Consider the following 14663-nt stretch of genomic DNA (forward strand, 5'->3'; position numbering starts at 1 on the left):
GCTTCCACCTTATAGCCCCGATCTGAATCAGATAGAGAAAAAGTGGGCTTGGATTAAAGGTGTTAGGAATCGGCTGCGAATTACGGATGTGGATTGGCTGTTTCAGGTGTGTATCGATAAATAAGTTTATTTGCTATAGATGACAAAGGCCGTCTGAAATTTCAGACGGCCTTGGTGTAAAGTCATGTGTTGAGTAATAGCAAAATGGCACTCATTGCAATAACCATCATGCTGATATTCAATGCTGATTTATTTTTGACTTTGGGTGTTTCAACCCAACCGAATTTGGCTGCGGTTATGGTGAATAAGATCAAGCACATGCCGATAGATAAAAGAATATATTTTTCCATGGGAATTTTAGCTTGGTTCCATACCTGAACTCGGTTGAACAATTCGGGCGATAGGTAAAGAAAAGCCGAAACTTTTCAGACGGCCGTACTTTATCAGCCACGCACCTGCCCGTTGCCCAACACAATCCATTTCTGCGAGGTCAGGCCGTGCAGACCGACGGGGCCGCGGACGTGGATTTTGTCGGTGGAAATGCCGATTTCCGCGCCGAGGCCGAATTCGAAGCCGTCGGCGAAACGCGTGCTGGCGTTCACCATCACGCTTGCGCTGTCCACCGCGCGCAGGAAGGTTTGCGCGTCGGTGTAGGATTCGGTGACGATGGAATCGGTGTGGTGGCTGCCGTGGGTGTTGATGTGGGCGATGGCTTCGGCGAGGCTGTCGACGATTTTTACCGCCAAAACCGGGGCGAGGTATTCGGTGTCCCAATCTTCGTCGGTGGCCGTCTGAATATCGGGCAGAATGGCCAGAGTACGCGGGCAGCCGCGCAGTTCGACTTGTTTTTCCGCGTATTTTTCGGCCAGCAGCGGCAGAATTTCGGCGGCACGCTCAGCGTGAACCAGCAGCGTTTCCATCGTGTTGCAGGTGCCGTAGCGCGAGGTTTTGGCGTTGAACGCGATATTGACGGCTTTTTCGGTGTCGGCGGCTTGATCGATATAGACATGGCAGATGCCGTCGAGATGTTTGATGACGGGCACGCGGGCTTCGGCGGCGATGCGGGCAACCAGCGATTTGCCGCCGCGCGGAATAATCACGTCAATCAAATCAGGGCTTTGCAGCATCGCGCCGACACTTTCGCGGTCGGTGTTTTCAATAATGCTCACGGCGGCGGGCGGCAGGCCGTTTTCGGTCAGGGCCTGGCGGATGAGTTTGGCAATGGCCATATTACCGTGGAACGCTTCGCTGCCGCCGCGCAACACGCAGGCATTACCCGATTTCAGGCACAGAGCCGCCGCGTCGATGGTCACATTCGGACGCGATTCGTAAATGATGCCGATGACGCCGAGCGGCACGCGCATTTTGCCGATTTGCAGACCGTTGGGGCGGATGCGGAATTCGTCCATTTCGCCGACGGGGTCGGGCAGCGCGGCCACTTGGCGCAGGCCTTCGCACATGGATTCGACGGTTTTTTCCGTCAGTTTCAGGCGGTCGAGCAGGGCGGATTCCAAGCCTTTGGCGGCGGCGTTTTCCATGTCCTGCGCGTTGGCGGCGAGCACGGCGGCTTCATGCTGCTTGAGCAGTTCGGCCATGCGCAGAAGCGCGGCGTTTTTCTGTGCGGAACTTGCCTGCGCCATCAGGTAAAACGCCTGTTTCGCGGCGGCGGCGGTGGTGCGGACGTAAGCGTGGATGTCGTTCATGGTTGCAGACCTGAAAAGTGTGGCGGTTTTGTCAAAAAACCAACGGTTTGAAAGGGTTATGTTATTCGGGTGTTTGCGCATTTTTATGGCGGAAAAAGCGGCGGTTTACGCAAAAAATAGACAGGAAAAGCCTTCAGGGTGCGTATCGGGCAGATGCGGCGGCGGTTTCTCCCTGTATCGAAAGCGTTTTTTGATGATAAGGCCGTCTGAAAGGGATTTCAAGTCAGAATTTGATTGTTTTCAATCTGTGCTTAACTTATAATTACATTACAGTATTTAACAATAATTAGTGTGAGTTTTCGATGAAACGGGTTTTTCTTACTTCTTTTGTTGCTTTGCTGCTGTCGGCTTGTTCGGGCTACGAACCGGTGCTGGATGAGATGACCGACTACCGCCCCGAAACGGAAGCGCGCGTGCGCCTGTTCGGGCAGAACAGCAAAGCGTCGGTGCTGACTTCCGCCATCGATTGCGCGGCGGGTAAAAAAGGGGAGAATACCGTTGTCGGCGGCAGCGCGGGCGGGTTCTGGCAGCCGCTGACCGGTATGCGCAGCCATACGCTGGGCATAACGGCTACCGAGCACAGCCGCCAAATCCGCGGGCGCGGGTTGCGCAATACGTTTTTCCGCGAACTGGAAATCCCCGCCGGTATGCCTGTGAATGTGCAGGCGCCGTTTACGGGCGTGTCGGCGCAATATGTGGCCGAAGAAATCATTACGCTGGGCGAAGGTACCTGCAACAGCAGCAAAGGGTCGTTCATTCCCGAATCAGGCAAAGACTACGAAGTCATCGGCCTGAACAGGAAAAAAGGCTGCGGCGTGGCGGTGTTCGAGGTGGACAAAAAATCCGGTGCGTTAACGCCCGTACCCGTGGCCGGTCCCGTGAGCTGCCTGCGCCGATAGGCGGAAGGACAACAAAACGGCATCCCTGTTTGCAGGGCAATATGTCAGGCCGTCTGAAAATATTTTTGCTAAAATGTTTTCAGACGGCCTTTTTACATCCGAAGGAAATTTCATGACCATTATCGTAACCGGAGCCGCAGGCTTCATCGGCAGCAACCTCGTCAAAGCCCTCAACGAACGCGGCATCACCGACATTGTCGCAGTGGACAACCTTTCCAACGGCGACAAATTCAAAAACCTCGCCGACTGCGAAATCGCCCATTATCTCGACAAACACGAATTCATCCGCCAAGTGCGCGAACACATTTTTCCGTTTGACGACATCGAAGCCGTGTTCCACCAAGGCGCGTGCAGCGACACCATGAACCACGACGGCAAGTATATGATGGACAACAACTATCAATACACGCTCGACCTTTTGGACTGGTGTCAGGACGAGCGCATCCCGTTTCTTTACGCATCCAGCGCGGCCGTGTACGGCAAAGGCGAAGTGTTCCGCGAAGAGCGCGAACTTGAAGCTCCGCTGAATGTGTACGGCTATTCCAAATTCCTGTTCGACCAAATCCTGCGCCGCCGCATCGAACAGGGCTTGACCGCGCAGGTGGCCGGTTTCCGCTATTTCAACGTTTACGGCCAGCGCGAACAGCACAAAGGCCGCATGGCATCCGTGGCCTTCCACCATTTCAACCAATACCGCGAGCAGGGCTACGTGAATCTGTTCGGCGCGAACGACGGTTATGAAAACGGCGCGCAAACCCGCGATTTCGTGAGCGTGGAAGACGTGGTCAAGGTCAACCTCCATTTCTTCGACAATCCCGAGCTTTCGGGTATTTTCAACCTGGGAACGGGCCGCAGCCAGCAGTTCAACGAGCTGGCCGCCGCCACGGTAAACGCCTGCCGCGCCGCCGAAGGCAAACCGGAACTGAGTTTGGAAGAGCTGGTAAAAGAAGAACTTATCCGCTACATCCCGTTCCCCGACGCGCTCAAAGGCAAATACCAGAGTTTCACGCAGGCCGACATCGCCAAGCTGCGCGAAGCGGGCTACAACGCCGAGTTTTACGATGTGAAACAGGGTGTGGGCCGCTATGTGGCGTGGATGCTGGACAATCTGGTGTAATCGGGTTGTGATGCGGACAGGCCGTCTGAAAATGAGTTTTCAGACGGCCTGTTTATTTGTCGGGTTCATCGGGTAGCTGGCTTGTGCGGAAGACGGAATAGGTGTTTGCTTGAAAATGGGCATGCTGCAACACAACGGATAATCGGAAACATGGAAACAGCAAAAGGCCGTCTGAAAAGTTTTCAGACGGCCTTGTATCGCTGATATGGACGTGGATTTCATCTTCGGCCGGTTTGTCGGGCAAGCGTCGGATGTCATCGTTTTTTAGGGCTGATTTTTAGATAACCGCTAAATTCCGTCATTCCCGCGCAGGCGGGAATCCACGGTAAAAACAAGATGCGTTTGTGGTTCAAACAACAGCTGAAGCCGGACATGGATTCCCGCCTGCACGGGAATGACGGGACGGGGGCGGGTAGGGAAGTGCCGCAACAGGCTTGATAATCGGAAACATGTCGGCAGCAACGGGATAATCGGCAGCATGCAAAACGGGACAGGCCGTCTGAAAAGTTTTCAGACGGCCTGTTCCGTTTTGCATATAACCAAAAATGCTTTTCTTAAAATCAGGTGTTATTTCCCTGCCGGCCTGCGGAGCGGGTATATTCCGCGCGACTGTTTATCATTTTACGGAATCATCATGAGCCAAAATCAAAACAGGGACTTTTTTCCGCACGAAATCCTGCAGGACGCCATCGGCAAGAGTTTTGCAAAATCCAACAGCAGCCTGAAAATGCTGGCGATTTTGAGTTTTCTGGGCGGCGGTTATGTCGGTTTCGGCTATCTGGCCTATCTGCGCGTGGTCAGCGGCATTCCCGCCGAATGGGGCGGGCTGGCGGCGCTTTTGGGCGCGGCTGTGTTTCCCATCTGCCTGATCTGTATTTTAATCGGCGGCGGCGAGCTGGCCACCGGCAATATGATGATTATGTCGCTGGGCTGGATGACGCGCCGTGTGAACATCGGCAAACTGGCGAAAAACTGGGTGGTGGTCAGTTTGGGCAATCTGGCCGGTGCGGTGGCGATGGCGTATTTTCTCGGCCATTACGTCGGCCTTTCCGAAGGTGCGGCGGCAGCCAAAACCATCGCCATCGCCAAGGCGAAAGTGGATATGGATTTCGGCCGTGCGTTTATTTCGGCGATTGCCTGCAACTGGATGGTGTGCATGGGCATTTGGTTTTATTTCGGCTCGAAATTCACGTCGGGGCGCATTTTGGCGATGTGGTTTCCGGTGATGATTTTCGTGTTAATCGGTTTCCAGCATTTCGTTGCCAACATGTTCATCATTCCGGCCGGTATTTGGGTGGGCGCGCCGGTAACGTGGGGACAGTTTTTCGCCAATATGGTGCCGGTGTTTTTGGGCAACGTGGTGGGCGGTTTTCTGTTTGTCGGCGCATCCTACCTGTATGCCTACAAGCATCTGCTCAAAGAAGATTTTTCGATTTAGTTTGGTATGAACGCCAAAGGCCGTCTGAAAAAGTTTTCAGACGGCCTTTGCCGTTCAGCCTGTTTTGCACAATACCCCGTTTGCCGTTTCCCATACTTCGTCGGCCAGTATTTCCGCATCGGCGGGGTCGTGGCTGACCAAGATGAACGGCACGCCCGTTTGCCGTTGCAGACGGTCGAGTTCTTGGCGCATGGTGCGGCGCAGGGCGGTATCGAGCGCGGAAAACGGTTCGTCGAGCAACAGCAGCCGCGGTTCGGTAATCAGCGCGCGGGCAAGGGCGGTGCGCTGCTGCTGTCCGCCCGAAATCTGGTAGGGATAATGGCCGGCATGGGTGGCAAGCTGCATGATGTCGAGCCATTCCGCAACTTTTTCGTTGTGTTGAGCCTGTTTTTTCGGATTGCGCCAACCCGTTTGCAGGCCGAATGCGATGTTTTGGGCGACGGTCAGGTGGGGGAACAGGGCGTGGTTTTGAAACACCAGCCCGACGTTGCGCGCCTGCGGTTTGCATAGGCTGCGGCCGTCGAACCAGGTTTCGCCGTTAAAGCGGATGTGTCCGCCGTCGGGATCGGCCAAACCGGCCAGCATTTGCAGCAGCAGGCTTTTCCCCGAACCGGATGCGCCGATAACGGCCAGCCTAGAGGCATCGGACTGCAAACGGGCGTTCAGTCGGAAAGTGCCGAGCGTTTTTCGGATATCCGCATCAAAGCGCATCACATTCTCCCGTCTTTCGGTTTCAGCAGCCGTCCTGCGGCCAGCAAAACGGCGGCGCACAGCAGCGAAACCGCCAGCACCAGTGCATCGGCGGCGGCATCGTCTCCCGCCTGAACCGCTTCGTAAATGGCGACCGACAGGGTTTGCGTTTGGCCGGGAATGCTGCCCGCAATCATCAGCGTGGCGCCGAATTCGCCCAAGGCGCGGGCGAATGCGAGCAGTACGCCCGCCAGAATGCCGCGCCATGCCAAAGGCAGGCTGACGCGGAAAAACACCGCCGTGCCGCCCAATCCCAACACCCGCGCAGCCTGTTCCAATTGCGGATTGACGCTTTCGAACGCCGCGCGTGCGGGCTTGAACACCAGCGGGAAGGTCGCTGCGGCCGCCGCCACGGCAGCCCCCTGCCAAGTGAAAATCAGGCTGATGCCGAACGTTTCCTGCAACCATGCGCCGGCTGCGCTGTTGCGCCCGAACAGCACCAGCAGGTAATAACCGAGCACCGTCGGCGGCAGCACCATCGGCAGCGTGAGCAGCGTGTCGAGCAGGTTGCGTCCCGCAAAACGGCTTTTCGCCAGCAGGAAACCCGCCACCGTGCCGAACACGATGTTGGCGAGCGTGGCGGTTCCGGCGACTTTGAGCGACAGGAACAGGGGAATGGCGAATGATTCGGCAGGCATGGGCGGGATGTCGGATGGTGTGCAGTAAGGCCGTCTGAACACGGTTGTCAGGCGGGGCGGCTGTCCGATGTTTCAGACGGCGTCGGTCGGATGCAGAGTGTACACGATTGCGGCCGCCGTGCGTACGGGGCGTTCGGTTCAGGCCGTCTGAAAATGTGCTGCCGGTTCGGCGTTTGACGGATGCGTGCGGTTTTTCAGACGGCCTAATCACGCGATACGGCCACGGTGTGCTTGATGTGTTTCAGGTTGGCCACGATGGTAAACGTCATAATTACCAGCAGCGACCACGAACTCCATTTGCTGATGTGCACCGCCGACCATGCGCCGAGCTGGTTGGGATACCGCCACACGCCCGCAAGCGTGCCGATGTTTTCCGCCATCCAGATAAAGAAACCGATTAACACGAAGGCCAGCAGCAGCGGCATTTTCCGCCTGCGGTCGTAAGGCGTGAAATACACGGTGGTGCGCGCGTACAGCCCCAGGATAAACGCGCCGATATACCAGCGGTAGTCGCCGATGTAGTGGTGCGTGAAAAAATTGGCGTACACCAAGAGCGCGGCCAATGTCGCCAGCCAGTAGGGCGGATGGCTTCTGATTTCCACGTCGAGCAGCCGCCACGCCTGAATGATGTAGCTGCCGACGGCGGCATACATAAACCCCGCAAACAGCGGCACGCCGAACACTTTGGTATAGCCTTCGCCCGGATAGGCCCACGATTGGATGCTGCCCGACGTTTTGAACACTTCCAGCGCAAAGCCGACGATGTGGAACAGCGTGATGGATTTCACTTCGTCCCACGTTTCCAGCTTGAACACCAGCATCGCCGCCTGCACCGCCAGCGCGAACACCAGCAGCAGGTCGTAGCGGGAAACCCCTGCGAAACCGTCGCGCGGAATGGCGAACATGGCCACGAAAAACAGCCCCGCAAACAGGCAGGCGCGGGCTTCTTTCAGGCCGAAAAACCAGAATTCGGTGAGAAAACGTTTGAAACCGCGCAAACCGGCGCGGTCGGGATGGTGTGTGAGCCAAGTGTCGAGTTTGTTGAGCATGCGGGTGGATGGGAAAGTGTGGATGGGAAAAACCAAAGTTGTTGTCGGAAGCGTCCGCAGGAAAAGGCGGCGTGGCCGCGGTTTCCGTTTTGCGGGGCATGACGGCCATGCGGTCGGGGCGGACAGCGGTTTCACTGTGCGGACGGATGGTTTTTGCCGTGTTTTGAAACGCGCGATTGTAGCAGACGGCAGGCTGCGGAAGGCCGTCTGAAAAACAAATGGCGTTTTTTTCAGGCGGCCTTGTCCGTGCGGGCAGAAAATGCGGTCAGGCAGACAGGACAATGTATGTAAACCGCAAACCATATGCTGTTGCCCGGCATGGCGGAAACGGTCAGGCCGTCTGAACGGGGCTTTCAGACGGCCTGTTGCGGAAAATGCGGTTCAAGCATCCAAACGGCGCACGGTTTCCCGATTCGGATTTACGGTTTGCGGAACCCGTATTTTGCCAGCACGTTTTGTCCGTGGGCCGACAAAACATAGTCTGCAAACCGTTGCGCTTCCGCCTTGTTTTTACTCTGTGCGGCCACGGCAATCGGATAGCGGACGGGTTCGGTGGTAGCGACGGTGTGCAGGATTTTCACTTTGTTTTTCATCAGCAGGGCATCGGTGCGGTAAACAAAGCCCGCGTCCACTTCGCCGCGGGCGATGTAGTCGAGCGACTGGCGCACGTTTTGCGTGATGACGGCTTTGGGCTGCACGGCCGTCCACACGCCCGCTTTTTCCAGCGCGGCTTTGGCATACCGGCCCGCCGGCACGCCGTTCGGATTGCCGAGGGCGATGCGGCCGAATGCCGGCGAAGCCAAGCCGTTCAGACGGCCTAAGGTGTGCGGGCTGTTTGCCGGTGCGGCGACCACCAGCGAATTGAGTGCGAAAGTTTTATGGGTTTTCGCATCCACCGCGTTCTTGGCCAACGCCTGCCGCATGGTTTCCTGATCGGCGAACGCCACCACGTCTACCGGTGCGCCCCGTACCATCTGCTGCAACAGAACGCCCGAACCGGCGGTGTTGAGCCTGATTTTGACGTGCGGATTTTTTTGGCCGTATTGCGCGGCGATTTCCTTGAATGCGTTGCCCAAACTGGCAGCGGCGGAAACGGTCAGGTCGGCGGCCTGTGCGCCGGCAGACAGAAAAGCGCACAAAACGGCGGCGGATGTCGGTATTTTGTTCATTGGGCTTTGTTCTTCGGGGTAAAACAGGAGATTACGGCGCATCATTCCGTGTCGGTAAAAGCAGATGCGGCGAAAGATTATAAAGTATTGCATGCCGTTTTTGCGGATTGTTTGGGAACGGTACGGAAAATTTATCGGACAAAATGTCTAAAAATTTTCTGATTTTCGTATAGTGTCAAACAAAAAATCTGAAAATTAGACAAATTTCTTGCCAACGCGCTGCGATAAGCCTAAAATCTGCCGACCAAAACAACCACTTGAAAAAATACCGCTACGGTAAACAATCATGAGCGCACAAACCCTTTACGACAAACTCTGGAACAGCCACATCGTCCGCGAAGAAGAAGACGGCACGGTTCTGCTTTATATCGACCGCCATCTGGTACACGAAGTCACCAGTCCGCAAGCTTTCGAAGGCCTGAAAATGGCCGGCCGCAAACTCTGGCGCATCGACAGCGTGGTCTCCACCGCCGACCACAACACCCCTACCGACCATTGGGACAAAGGCATCCAAGACCCGATTTCCAAGCTGCAAGTCGATACGTTGGACAAAAACATCAAAGAATTCGGCGCGCTGGCCTATTTTCCGTTTATGGACAAAGGCCAGGGCATTGTTCATGTCATGGGTCCCGAACAGGGCGCGACGCTGCCCGGCATGACCGTGGTCTGCGGCGACTCGCACACCTCCACCCACGGCGCGTTCGGTGCGCTGGCACACGGCATCGGCACGTCCGAAGTCGAACACACGATGGCGACCCAGTGCATCACCGCCAAAAAGTCAAAATCCATGCTGATTTCGGTGGAAGGCCGTCTGAAAACGGGTGTAACCGCCAAAGATGTGGCCTTGTACGTCATCGGCCAAATCGGTACGGCGGGCGGTACAGGCTATGCCATCGAATTCGGCGGCGAGGCCATCCGCAGCCTGTCAATGGAAGGCCGCATGACCCTGTGCAATATGGCCATTGAAGCCGGCGCACGTTCGGGTATCGTTGCGGTTGACCAAACCACGATCGACTATGTGAAAGACAAACCGCTCGCGCCCAAAGGCGAAAACTGGGACAAAGCCGTGGCCTACTGGCGCACGCTGGTTTCCGACGAAGGCGCGCAGTTCGACAAGGTTTACCGCTTCAAAGCCGAAGACATCGAGCCGCAGGTAACATGGGGTACGTCGCCCGAAATGGTCTTGGGCGTGGACGGCAAAGTGCCGAACCCTGCCGACGAAACCGACCCCGTCAAACGCAGCGGCATGGAAAGAGCCTTGGAATACATGGGTTTGCAGGCCGGTACGCCTTTGAACGAAATCCCCGTGGACGTGGTATTCATCGGCTCATGCACCAACAGCCGCATCGAGGACTTACGCGAAGCCGCCGCCGTCGCCAAAGGCCGCAAAAAAGCCACCAACGTCAACCGCGTATTGGTCGTACCCGGTTCGGGCTTGGTGAAAGAACAGGCCGAGCGCGAAGGCTTGGACAAAATCTTCACCGAAGCAGGCTTCGAATGGCGCGAACCCGGCTGCTCCATGTGCCTCGCCATGAATGCAGACCGTCTCGCCCCGCAGGAGCGTTGTGCGTCCACGTCCAACCGCAACTTCGAAGGCCGTCAGGGCAACGGCGGGCGGACTCATCTCGTCAGCCCGTCCATGGCGGCGGCGGCGGCGGTAACAGGCCGCTTTACCGACGTTCGCACTCTGTAAAAAACAACAGGCCGTCTGAAAAACTTTCAGACGGCCTGCATCGAAAATTTGTTTTTCCGCATAAAGTTTGGCATGATACGGGCAACTGTTCCGGATATTCCCGTTCATTCCAGTCATTTAAAAGGACACATATATTATGAAAAAAACCGCCGTTATCGCTTTGACCGCTCTGATTCTGGCCGGCTGCAACACCGTTGCCGGCTTCGGCCGCGACATTACCTCCGCAGCGGATTCCATCAGCGGTTCGTCTTCACAGCCCCAGCAGCAGTACAACCAGCCGCAATACGGCCAGTAAGCCTTCCGTTTTAACCCCCGTCCGCCTGCCCGCATCTTGTGCGGCCGTCTGAAAAACGGATGATTCAGCAGTTTTCAGACGGCCTTTATCCGAAAATACAGAAAACCGGATGCCGTTTCAGACGGCGTGATGCGGACAGTTTATCAGGGCGTTATCCCATTATCTGAAAAAGGAGTACAAACATGAAAAAAACCGTATTGGCAGCAATTGCCGTGATGACCCTGCTTTCTGCCTGCAACACCGTTTCCGGTTTCGGCAGAGACATTTCGAAAGCCGGCAGCAGCTTGGAGCAAAGCGCAGACCGCCACATCCGATAAGCAGAAATCCCCCGCATCTGCGGGGGATTTTTCAAACACCAGCCCATCCGAACAGAGTATCCCATGAAAGCCTTTACCCGAATCAACGCCCTTGTCGCCCCGCTTGACCGCAGCAACGTCGATACCGACGCCATCATCCCCAAACAGTTTCTCAAATCCATCAAACGCAGCGGTTTCGGGCCGAATGCTTTCGACGAATGGCGTTATCTCGACCACGGCGAACCGGGCATGGACAACAGCAAACGTCCGCTCAATCCCGATTTTGCACTCAACCAGCCGCGTTATCAGGGTGCACAGATTCTGCTGACCCGTAAAAACTTCGGTTGCGGTTCCAGCCGCGAACACGCGCCGTGGGCGCTCGACGACTACGGTTTCCGCGCCGTCATCGCCCCGTCGTTCGCCGACATCTTCTTCAACAACTGCTACAAAAACGGCTTGCTGCCCATCGTTTTGACCGAAGAACAGGTCGAGCAGCTTTTTCAGGAAACCTTCGCCAACGAAGGCTACCGTTTGTCGATTGATTTGGAAAAGCAAACCCTAACCACGCCGAGCGGGCAGGCGTTCACGTTCGACATCACCGAACACCGCAAACACTGCCTGTTAAACGGCCTCGACGAAATCGGCCTGACCCTGCAACACGCCGAAGACATTCAAGCATTCGAAGCCAAACACCGTGCCGCCCAGCCGTGGCTGTTTAACGGCTGATTGCCGCTGTTACAAACCGACAGGCCGTCTGAAAAAGTTTTTCAGACGGCCTGTCGGGTTTTTGATGCGGTTACGGGATAAGGGTTGACTGGCCGGCGGCCGGATAAAAATTTTCTGTCATCAAGCCGGCTTCCCGCTTGGGCAAAATGATGGTAGCCGTGTCATTCACGCATCATCCAAACACCGCAAAGCAAACGCCGTGATTGAAATTCAGACGGCCTTAATCACAGATTAAGGCCGTCTGAAAATATGATGAGGGTAGGGCGTGTTTTTAGTTGTCCAAACGGGCAAGCAGTTTGGTCAGCAGATGTTCGAGCTGGGCATAGTCTTCGTTGGTGAAGTCTTTCCATGCTTCGGCGCTTTTGCTGGAAATCTGCGGCCAGATTTTCTGGATGAACGCTTCGCCTTCGGCGGTCAGTTTCAAAACAATCTGACGGCGGTCTTGCTGGTTGATGTGGCGGTCAACCCAGTTGCGCTCGACCATTTCGTCCGACAGGCGGGTGGCGCTGGTGCGGGTAAGGTCCATGAGGTCGCTCAGTCGCGAGGGCAGGATTTCGCTGTTGGGGCTGACGTAAACCGCCAAGAGCGCAAACCACAGGTTTTCGTTGATGCCATACATTTTCAGGCCGTCGTTCAGGTGGCTGCTCAAACGTTCGGTAACAACGCGCAACAGACGACCGGCCTGTACCTGCTGTTCGGAAAACTGGGGCAGGCGGCTGGATAAAAGACGCAGGGCGTTTATTAATTCGGCTTGTGAAAAACTCATATTTATCTCTTCTCTTTTTGATGGTTCGTTCGGGGGTAATGTGTGCCGTCGGAAGACGGGCTGTGTGTTGCATGGATGAAATAGTAGTGCATTAAATTATTTTCATCATATAAAAAAGATAATCGGTTTATACATCCAACAGACGGATTTTCATATGCTTATTTCATATGAATGGTCGTAAAAAACGACCGTTTATCTAATTTCACAAACATGATTGTTTCATAAAAGACTATGTTGGAGATAGAGTATTACGGATATTCCGTTTTTTTAGAGAGACTGTCCGTGAGATAGTTCGGTAAATTACACCACCAGTCATTGTGCTGACCTTTTTTATCACTAGGCGTTTTGTTCTTAGCAAAACTATCCGCGAAATAACCGAAAAACGGGCCGTTTAGGCGGAAAAGGGTGTAAACAGTCGGGCGGTGCGGGGATTTTTATATTAAAATGCACCGCTTTTCCGCCCGGCATTTCCCCTGTTTTAGGAGCTCCTCATGACCCGTTCAAACGAAGAACTCGGCGGCATCACTTTGTTGGGAAACAGCAACACCCGCTATCCCGACCGTTATGCGCCGGAAGTATTGGAAGCGTTTGACAACAAACATCCCGGCAACGACTATTTCGTCAAATTCGTCTGTCCCGAATTTACCAGCCTGTGCCCGATGACCGGCCAGCCCGATTTCGCCACCATCGTCATCCGCTATATTCCCGACGTGAAAATGGTGGAAAGCAAATCGCTGAAACTTTATCTGTTCAGCTTCCGCAACCACGGTGATTTTCACGAAGACTGTGTGAACATCATCATGAAAGACCTGATTGCGCTGATGCAGCCGAAATATATCGAAGTGTTCGGCGGCTTTACCCCGCGCGGCGGCATCGCCATCCACCCGTTTGCCAACTACGGCCGCGCCGGTACGCCGTTTGAACAGATGGCGCGCGAGCGGCTGTTCAAACACGATATGCAGTAGTTTCATCCCATCGGTTTTTCAACCCCAACCGCGGTTCGCAATCCTCCCGCGACAACAAAACTAAGGAAACCCATGACAACCTACCGTTTCACTCCTGCGCAGCAGCGCAAAGCCTTATTCTGGCTGGTCCTTTTCCACATTCTGATTATTGCGTCCAGCAATTATCTGGTGCAGTTTCCCTTCACGGTTACCCTGCCGACGGGTTATGAAGTGCATTCCACTTGGGGTGCGCTGAGTTTTCCGTTTATTTTTCTGTCCACCGATTTGACCGTGCGCATTTTCGGGCAGCGGCTGGCGCGGCGGATTATCTTTTTTGTGATGCTGCCCGCACTGGTGTTGTCGTATCTGTTGTCCGTCGTGTTCCAACAGGGAACGTGGACGGGATGGGGCGCGCTGGCCGAGTTCAACGGATTCGTATTCCGCATCGCGTTGGCAAGTTTTTCCGCTTATGCGGTGGGGCAGCTGCTCGATATTTTCGTGTTCAACCGTTTACGCCGTCTGAAAAGCTGGTGGATTGCGCCGACCGCTTCCACGTTCGCGGGTAATGCCGTCGATACCCTGCTGTTTTTCGGCATCGCGTTTTACGCCAGCAGCGATGCGTTTATGGCGGCAAACTGGCCGCATATCGCATTTGTCGATTATCTGTTCAAACTGGTGATTTGCACGCTGTTTTTCCTGCCGGCCTATGGTGTGATTCTGAACGTGCTGACCAAAAAGCTGACCGAGTTGGGCAATGCCGGAGAAGATGCGTTGGTATTGAAAACGGAAACGGCGGAGTAGGGTGTTTTCGGTATGCAGATAAATTTCAGACGGCCGTGAAGGCCGTCTGAACGTTTATGGAGCGGACGGAAATCAAGCATCCGTTTCTGTCTGAATGAAGATAGTAGCAGGGAATGGCTGTATCTTTTTTAATTTGGCTGTGTTTGGATGTTGCGTTGGTATTTGATTTTCCGTCATTCCCGCGCAGATGAGATGGGAAACCATGTTTCAAATCCGGTATCTTTGATTTTAAACAAGCATTTGTGAATTCTTAAGTCGGATTTCCGCCTGCGCAGGAATGACGGAGTCGGGGAAATCCGTTTTGCCTGTATGCCATCGATGTATCATTCAAACACGGCCTTTTTAAAGCCTGTCCGGTTAGACTTTCCGCTATTAAAAG

General features: G+C 54.9%; 17 protein-coding genes and 1 riboswitch. Of the genes, 9 read left to right on the forward strand and 8 right to left on the reverse strand.

Annotated features, from left to right (window positions below):
• Positions 1–182: 182 nt before the first annotated feature.
• Both ACEYDX_RS03140 and ACEYDX_RS03145 read right to left on the reverse strand, forming a co-directional pair.
• On the reverse strand, positions 183–350 hold the full coding sequence (locus ACEYDX_RS03140; RefSeq protein ID WP_373740581.1) for a hypothetical protein: 168 nt from the start codon (positions 348–350) through the stop codon (positions 183–185).
• A gap of 93 nt (positions 351–443) precedes the next feature.
• The gene (locus ACEYDX_RS03145) at positions 444–1703 is read right to left on the reverse strand and encodes a glutamate-5-semialdehyde dehydrogenase (protein WP_373740582.1); all 1260 of its coding nucleotides are present in this window, start codon (positions 1701–1703) and stop codon (positions 444–446) included.
• Between the two features lie 302 nt (positions 1704–2005).
• Between ACEYDX_RS03145 and ACEYDX_RS03150 the strand changes: the two genes are divergently transcribed.
• Positions 2006–2602, forward strand: a complete 597-nt coding sequence (locus ACEYDX_RS03150; RefSeq protein ID WP_373740583.1) for a hypothetical protein — start codon at positions 2006–2008, stop codon at positions 2600–2602.
• Positions 2603–2714: 112 nt separating this feature from the next.
• Positions 2715–3719 (forward strand): ADP-glyceromanno-heptose 6-epimerase, encoded by a 1005-nt coding sequence (gene rfaD / locus ACEYDX_RS03155; RefSeq protein WP_373740584.1) that lies wholly within the window; start codon positions 2715–2717, stop codon positions 3717–3719.
• Positions 3720–3771: 52 nt separating this feature from the next.
• On the opposite strand, the gene ACEYDX_RS03160 is transcribed toward rfaD, so the two are convergent.
• On the reverse strand, positions 3772–3963 hold the full coding sequence (locus ACEYDX_RS03160; protein ID WP_373740585.1) for a hypothetical protein: 192 nt from the start codon (positions 3961–3963) through the stop codon (positions 3772–3774).
• A gap of 390 nt (positions 3964–4353) precedes the next feature.
• On the opposite strand from ACEYDX_RS03160, the gene ACEYDX_RS03165 reads away from it, so the two are divergent.
• Positions 4354–5157 carry a formate/nitrite transporter family protein gene (locus tag ACEYDX_RS03165; protein ID WP_373740586.1) on the forward strand — a complete coding sequence of 268 codons (804 nt, stop codon included), beginning with the start codon at positions 4354–4356 and terminating at the stop codon, positions 5155–5157.
• Between the two features lie 54 nt (positions 5158–5211).
• Here ACEYDX_RS03165 and ACEYDX_RS03170 read toward each other — a convergent pair whose 3' ends face one another.
• From ACEYDX_RS03170 to modA, 4 genes are all read right to left on the reverse strand, one after another.
• Positions 5212–5868 (reverse strand): ABC transporter ATP-binding protein, encoded by a 657-nt coding sequence (locus ACEYDX_RS03170; RefSeq protein ID WP_373740587.1) that lies wholly within the window; start codon positions 5866–5868, stop codon positions 5212–5214.
• Positions 5868–6545, reverse strand: coding sequence for a molybdate ABC transporter permease subunit (gene modB, locus ACEYDX_RS03175; RefSeq protein WP_373740588.1), 678 nt, complete (start codon positions 6543–6545; stop codon positions 5868–5870). The genes ACEYDX_RS03170 and modB overlap by 1 nt, the downstream gene beginning before the upstream one ends.
• A gap of 203 nt (positions 6546–6748) precedes the next feature.
• The gene (locus ACEYDX_RS03180; protein ID WP_373740610.1) at positions 6749–7594 is read right to left on the reverse strand and encodes a DUF817 domain-containing protein; all 846 of its coding nucleotides are present in this window, start codon (positions 7592–7594) and stop codon (positions 6749–6751) included.
• 419 nt (positions 7595–8013) lie between these two features.
• A complete protein-coding gene (modA, locus tag ACEYDX_RS03185; protein ID WP_373740589.1) occupies positions 8014–8808 on the reverse strand; it encodes a molybdate ABC transporter substrate-binding protein in 795 nt (264 codons plus the stop codon).
• 241 nt (positions 8809–9049) lie between these two features.
• Here modA and leuC point away from each other — a divergent pair, with 241 nt between their 5' ends.
• From leuC to leuD, 4 genes are all read left to right on the forward strand, one after another.
• Positions 9050–10456, forward strand: a complete 1407-nt coding sequence (gene leuC / locus ACEYDX_RS03190; RefSeq protein ID WP_373740590.1) for a 3-isopropylmalate dehydratase large subunit — start codon at positions 9050–9052, stop codon at positions 10454–10456.
• 136 nt (positions 10457–10592) lie between these two features.
• A complete protein-coding gene (locus ACEYDX_RS03195) occupies positions 10593–10751 on the forward strand; it encodes an entericidin (RefSeq protein WP_373740591.1) in 159 nt (52 codons plus the stop codon).
• 182 nt (positions 10752–10933) lie between these two features.
• Positions 10934–11068, forward strand: coding sequence for an entericidin A/B family lipoprotein (locus ACEYDX_RS03200; RefSeq protein ID WP_373740592.1), 135 nt, complete (start codon positions 10934–10936; stop codon positions 11066–11068).
• A gap of 63 nt (positions 11069–11131) precedes the next feature.
• Positions 11132–11773, forward strand: coding sequence for a 3-isopropylmalate dehydratase small subunit (gene leuD / locus ACEYDX_RS03205; RefSeq protein ID WP_373740593.1), 642 nt, complete (start codon positions 11132–11134; stop codon positions 11771–11773).
• A 271-nt stretch (positions 11774–12044) separates the two neighbouring features.
• Here the strand turns inward: leuD and ACEYDX_RS03210 are convergent, their stop codons facing one another.
• The gene (locus ACEYDX_RS03210) at positions 12045–12539 is read right to left on the reverse strand and encodes a MarR family transcriptional regulator (RefSeq protein ID WP_373740594.1); all 495 of its coding nucleotides are present in this window, start codon (positions 12537–12539) and stop codon (positions 12045–12047) included.
• A gap of 491 nt (positions 12540–13030) precedes the next feature.
• Between ACEYDX_RS03210 and queF the strand changes: the two genes are divergently transcribed.
• Positions 13031–13504 (forward strand): preQ(1) synthase, encoded by a 474-nt coding sequence (gene queF / locus ACEYDX_RS03215; RefSeq protein ID WP_373740595.1) that lies wholly within the window; start codon positions 13031–13033, stop codon positions 13502–13504.
• Positions 13505–13528: 24 nt separating this feature from the next.
• Positions 13529–13574: riboswitch (PreQ1 riboswitch) on the forward strand.
• A 2-nt stretch (positions 13575–13576) separates the two neighbouring features.
• A complete protein-coding gene (locus ACEYDX_RS03220; protein WP_373740596.1) occupies positions 13577–14284 on the forward strand; it encodes a 7-cyano-7-deazaguanine/7-aminomethyl-7-deazaguanine transporter in 708 nt (235 codons plus the stop codon).
• Positions 14285–14663 lie beyond the last annotated feature (379 nt).

It is taken from the genome of Neisseria sp., assembly GCF_041804105.1.
Taxonomy (GTDB): Bacteria; Pseudomonadota; Gammaproteobacteria; order Burkholderiales; family Neisseriaceae; genus Neisseria.

Coding starts and splice junctions, on each gene's coding strand:
- ACEYDX_RS03145 (WP_373740582.1), bottom strand. CDS start 1,703: ATGAACGACATCCACGCTTACGTCCGCACCACCGCCGCCGCCGCGAAA.
- leuC (WP_373740590.1), top strand. CDS start 9,050: ATGAGCGCACAAACCCTTTACGACAAACTCTGGAACAGCCACATCGTC.
- leuD (WP_373740593.1), top strand. CDS start 11,132: ATGAAAGCCTTTACCCGAATCAACGCCCTTGTCGCCCCGCTTGACCGC.
- modA (WP_373740589.1), bottom strand. CDS start 8,808: ATGATGCGCCGTAATCTCCTGTTTTACCCCGAAGAACAAAGCCCAATG.
- modB (WP_373740588.1), bottom strand. CDS start 6,545: ATGCCTGCCGAATCATTCGCCATTCCCCTGTTCCTGTCGCTCAAAGTC.
- ACEYDX_RS03140 (WP_373740581.1), bottom strand. CDS start 350: ATGGAAAAATATATTCTTTTATCTATCGGCATGTGCTTGATCTTATTC.
- ACEYDX_RS03150 (WP_373740583.1), top strand. CDS start 2,006: ATGAAACGGGTTTTTCTTACTTCTTTTGTTGCTTTGCTGCTGTCGGCT.
- ACEYDX_RS03165 (WP_373740586.1), top strand. CDS start 4,354: ATGAGCCAAAATCAAAACAGGGACTTTTTTCCGCACGAAATCCTGCAG.
- ACEYDX_RS03210 (WP_373740594.1), bottom strand. CDS start 12,539: ATGAGTTTTTCACAAGCCGAATTAATAAACGCCCTGCGTCTTTTATCC.
- ACEYDX_RS03180 (WP_373740610.1), bottom strand. CDS start 7,594: ATGCTCAACAAACTCGACACTTGGCTCACACACCATCCCGACCGCGCC.
- ACEYDX_RS03170 (WP_373740587.1), bottom strand. CDS start 5,868: ATGCGCTTTGATGCGGATATCCGAAAAACGCTCGGCACTTTCCGACTG.
- rfaD (WP_373740584.1), top strand. CDS start 2,715: ATGACCATTATCGTAACCGGAGCCGCAGGCTTCATCGGCAGCAACCTC.
- ACEYDX_RS03220 (WP_373740596.1), top strand. CDS start 13,577: ATGACAACCTACCGTTTCACTCCTGCGCAGCAGCGCAAAGCCTTATTC.
- ACEYDX_RS03200 (WP_373740592.1), top strand. CDS start 10,934: ATGAAAAAAACCGTATTGGCAGCAATTGCCGTGATGACCCTGCTTTCT.
- queF (WP_373740595.1), top strand. CDS start 13,031: ATGACCCGTTCAAACGAAGAACTCGGCGGCATCACTTTGTTGGGAAAC.
- ACEYDX_RS03195 (WP_373740591.1), top strand. CDS start 10,593: ATGAAAAAAACCGCCGTTATCGCTTTGACCGCTCTGATTCTGGCCGGC.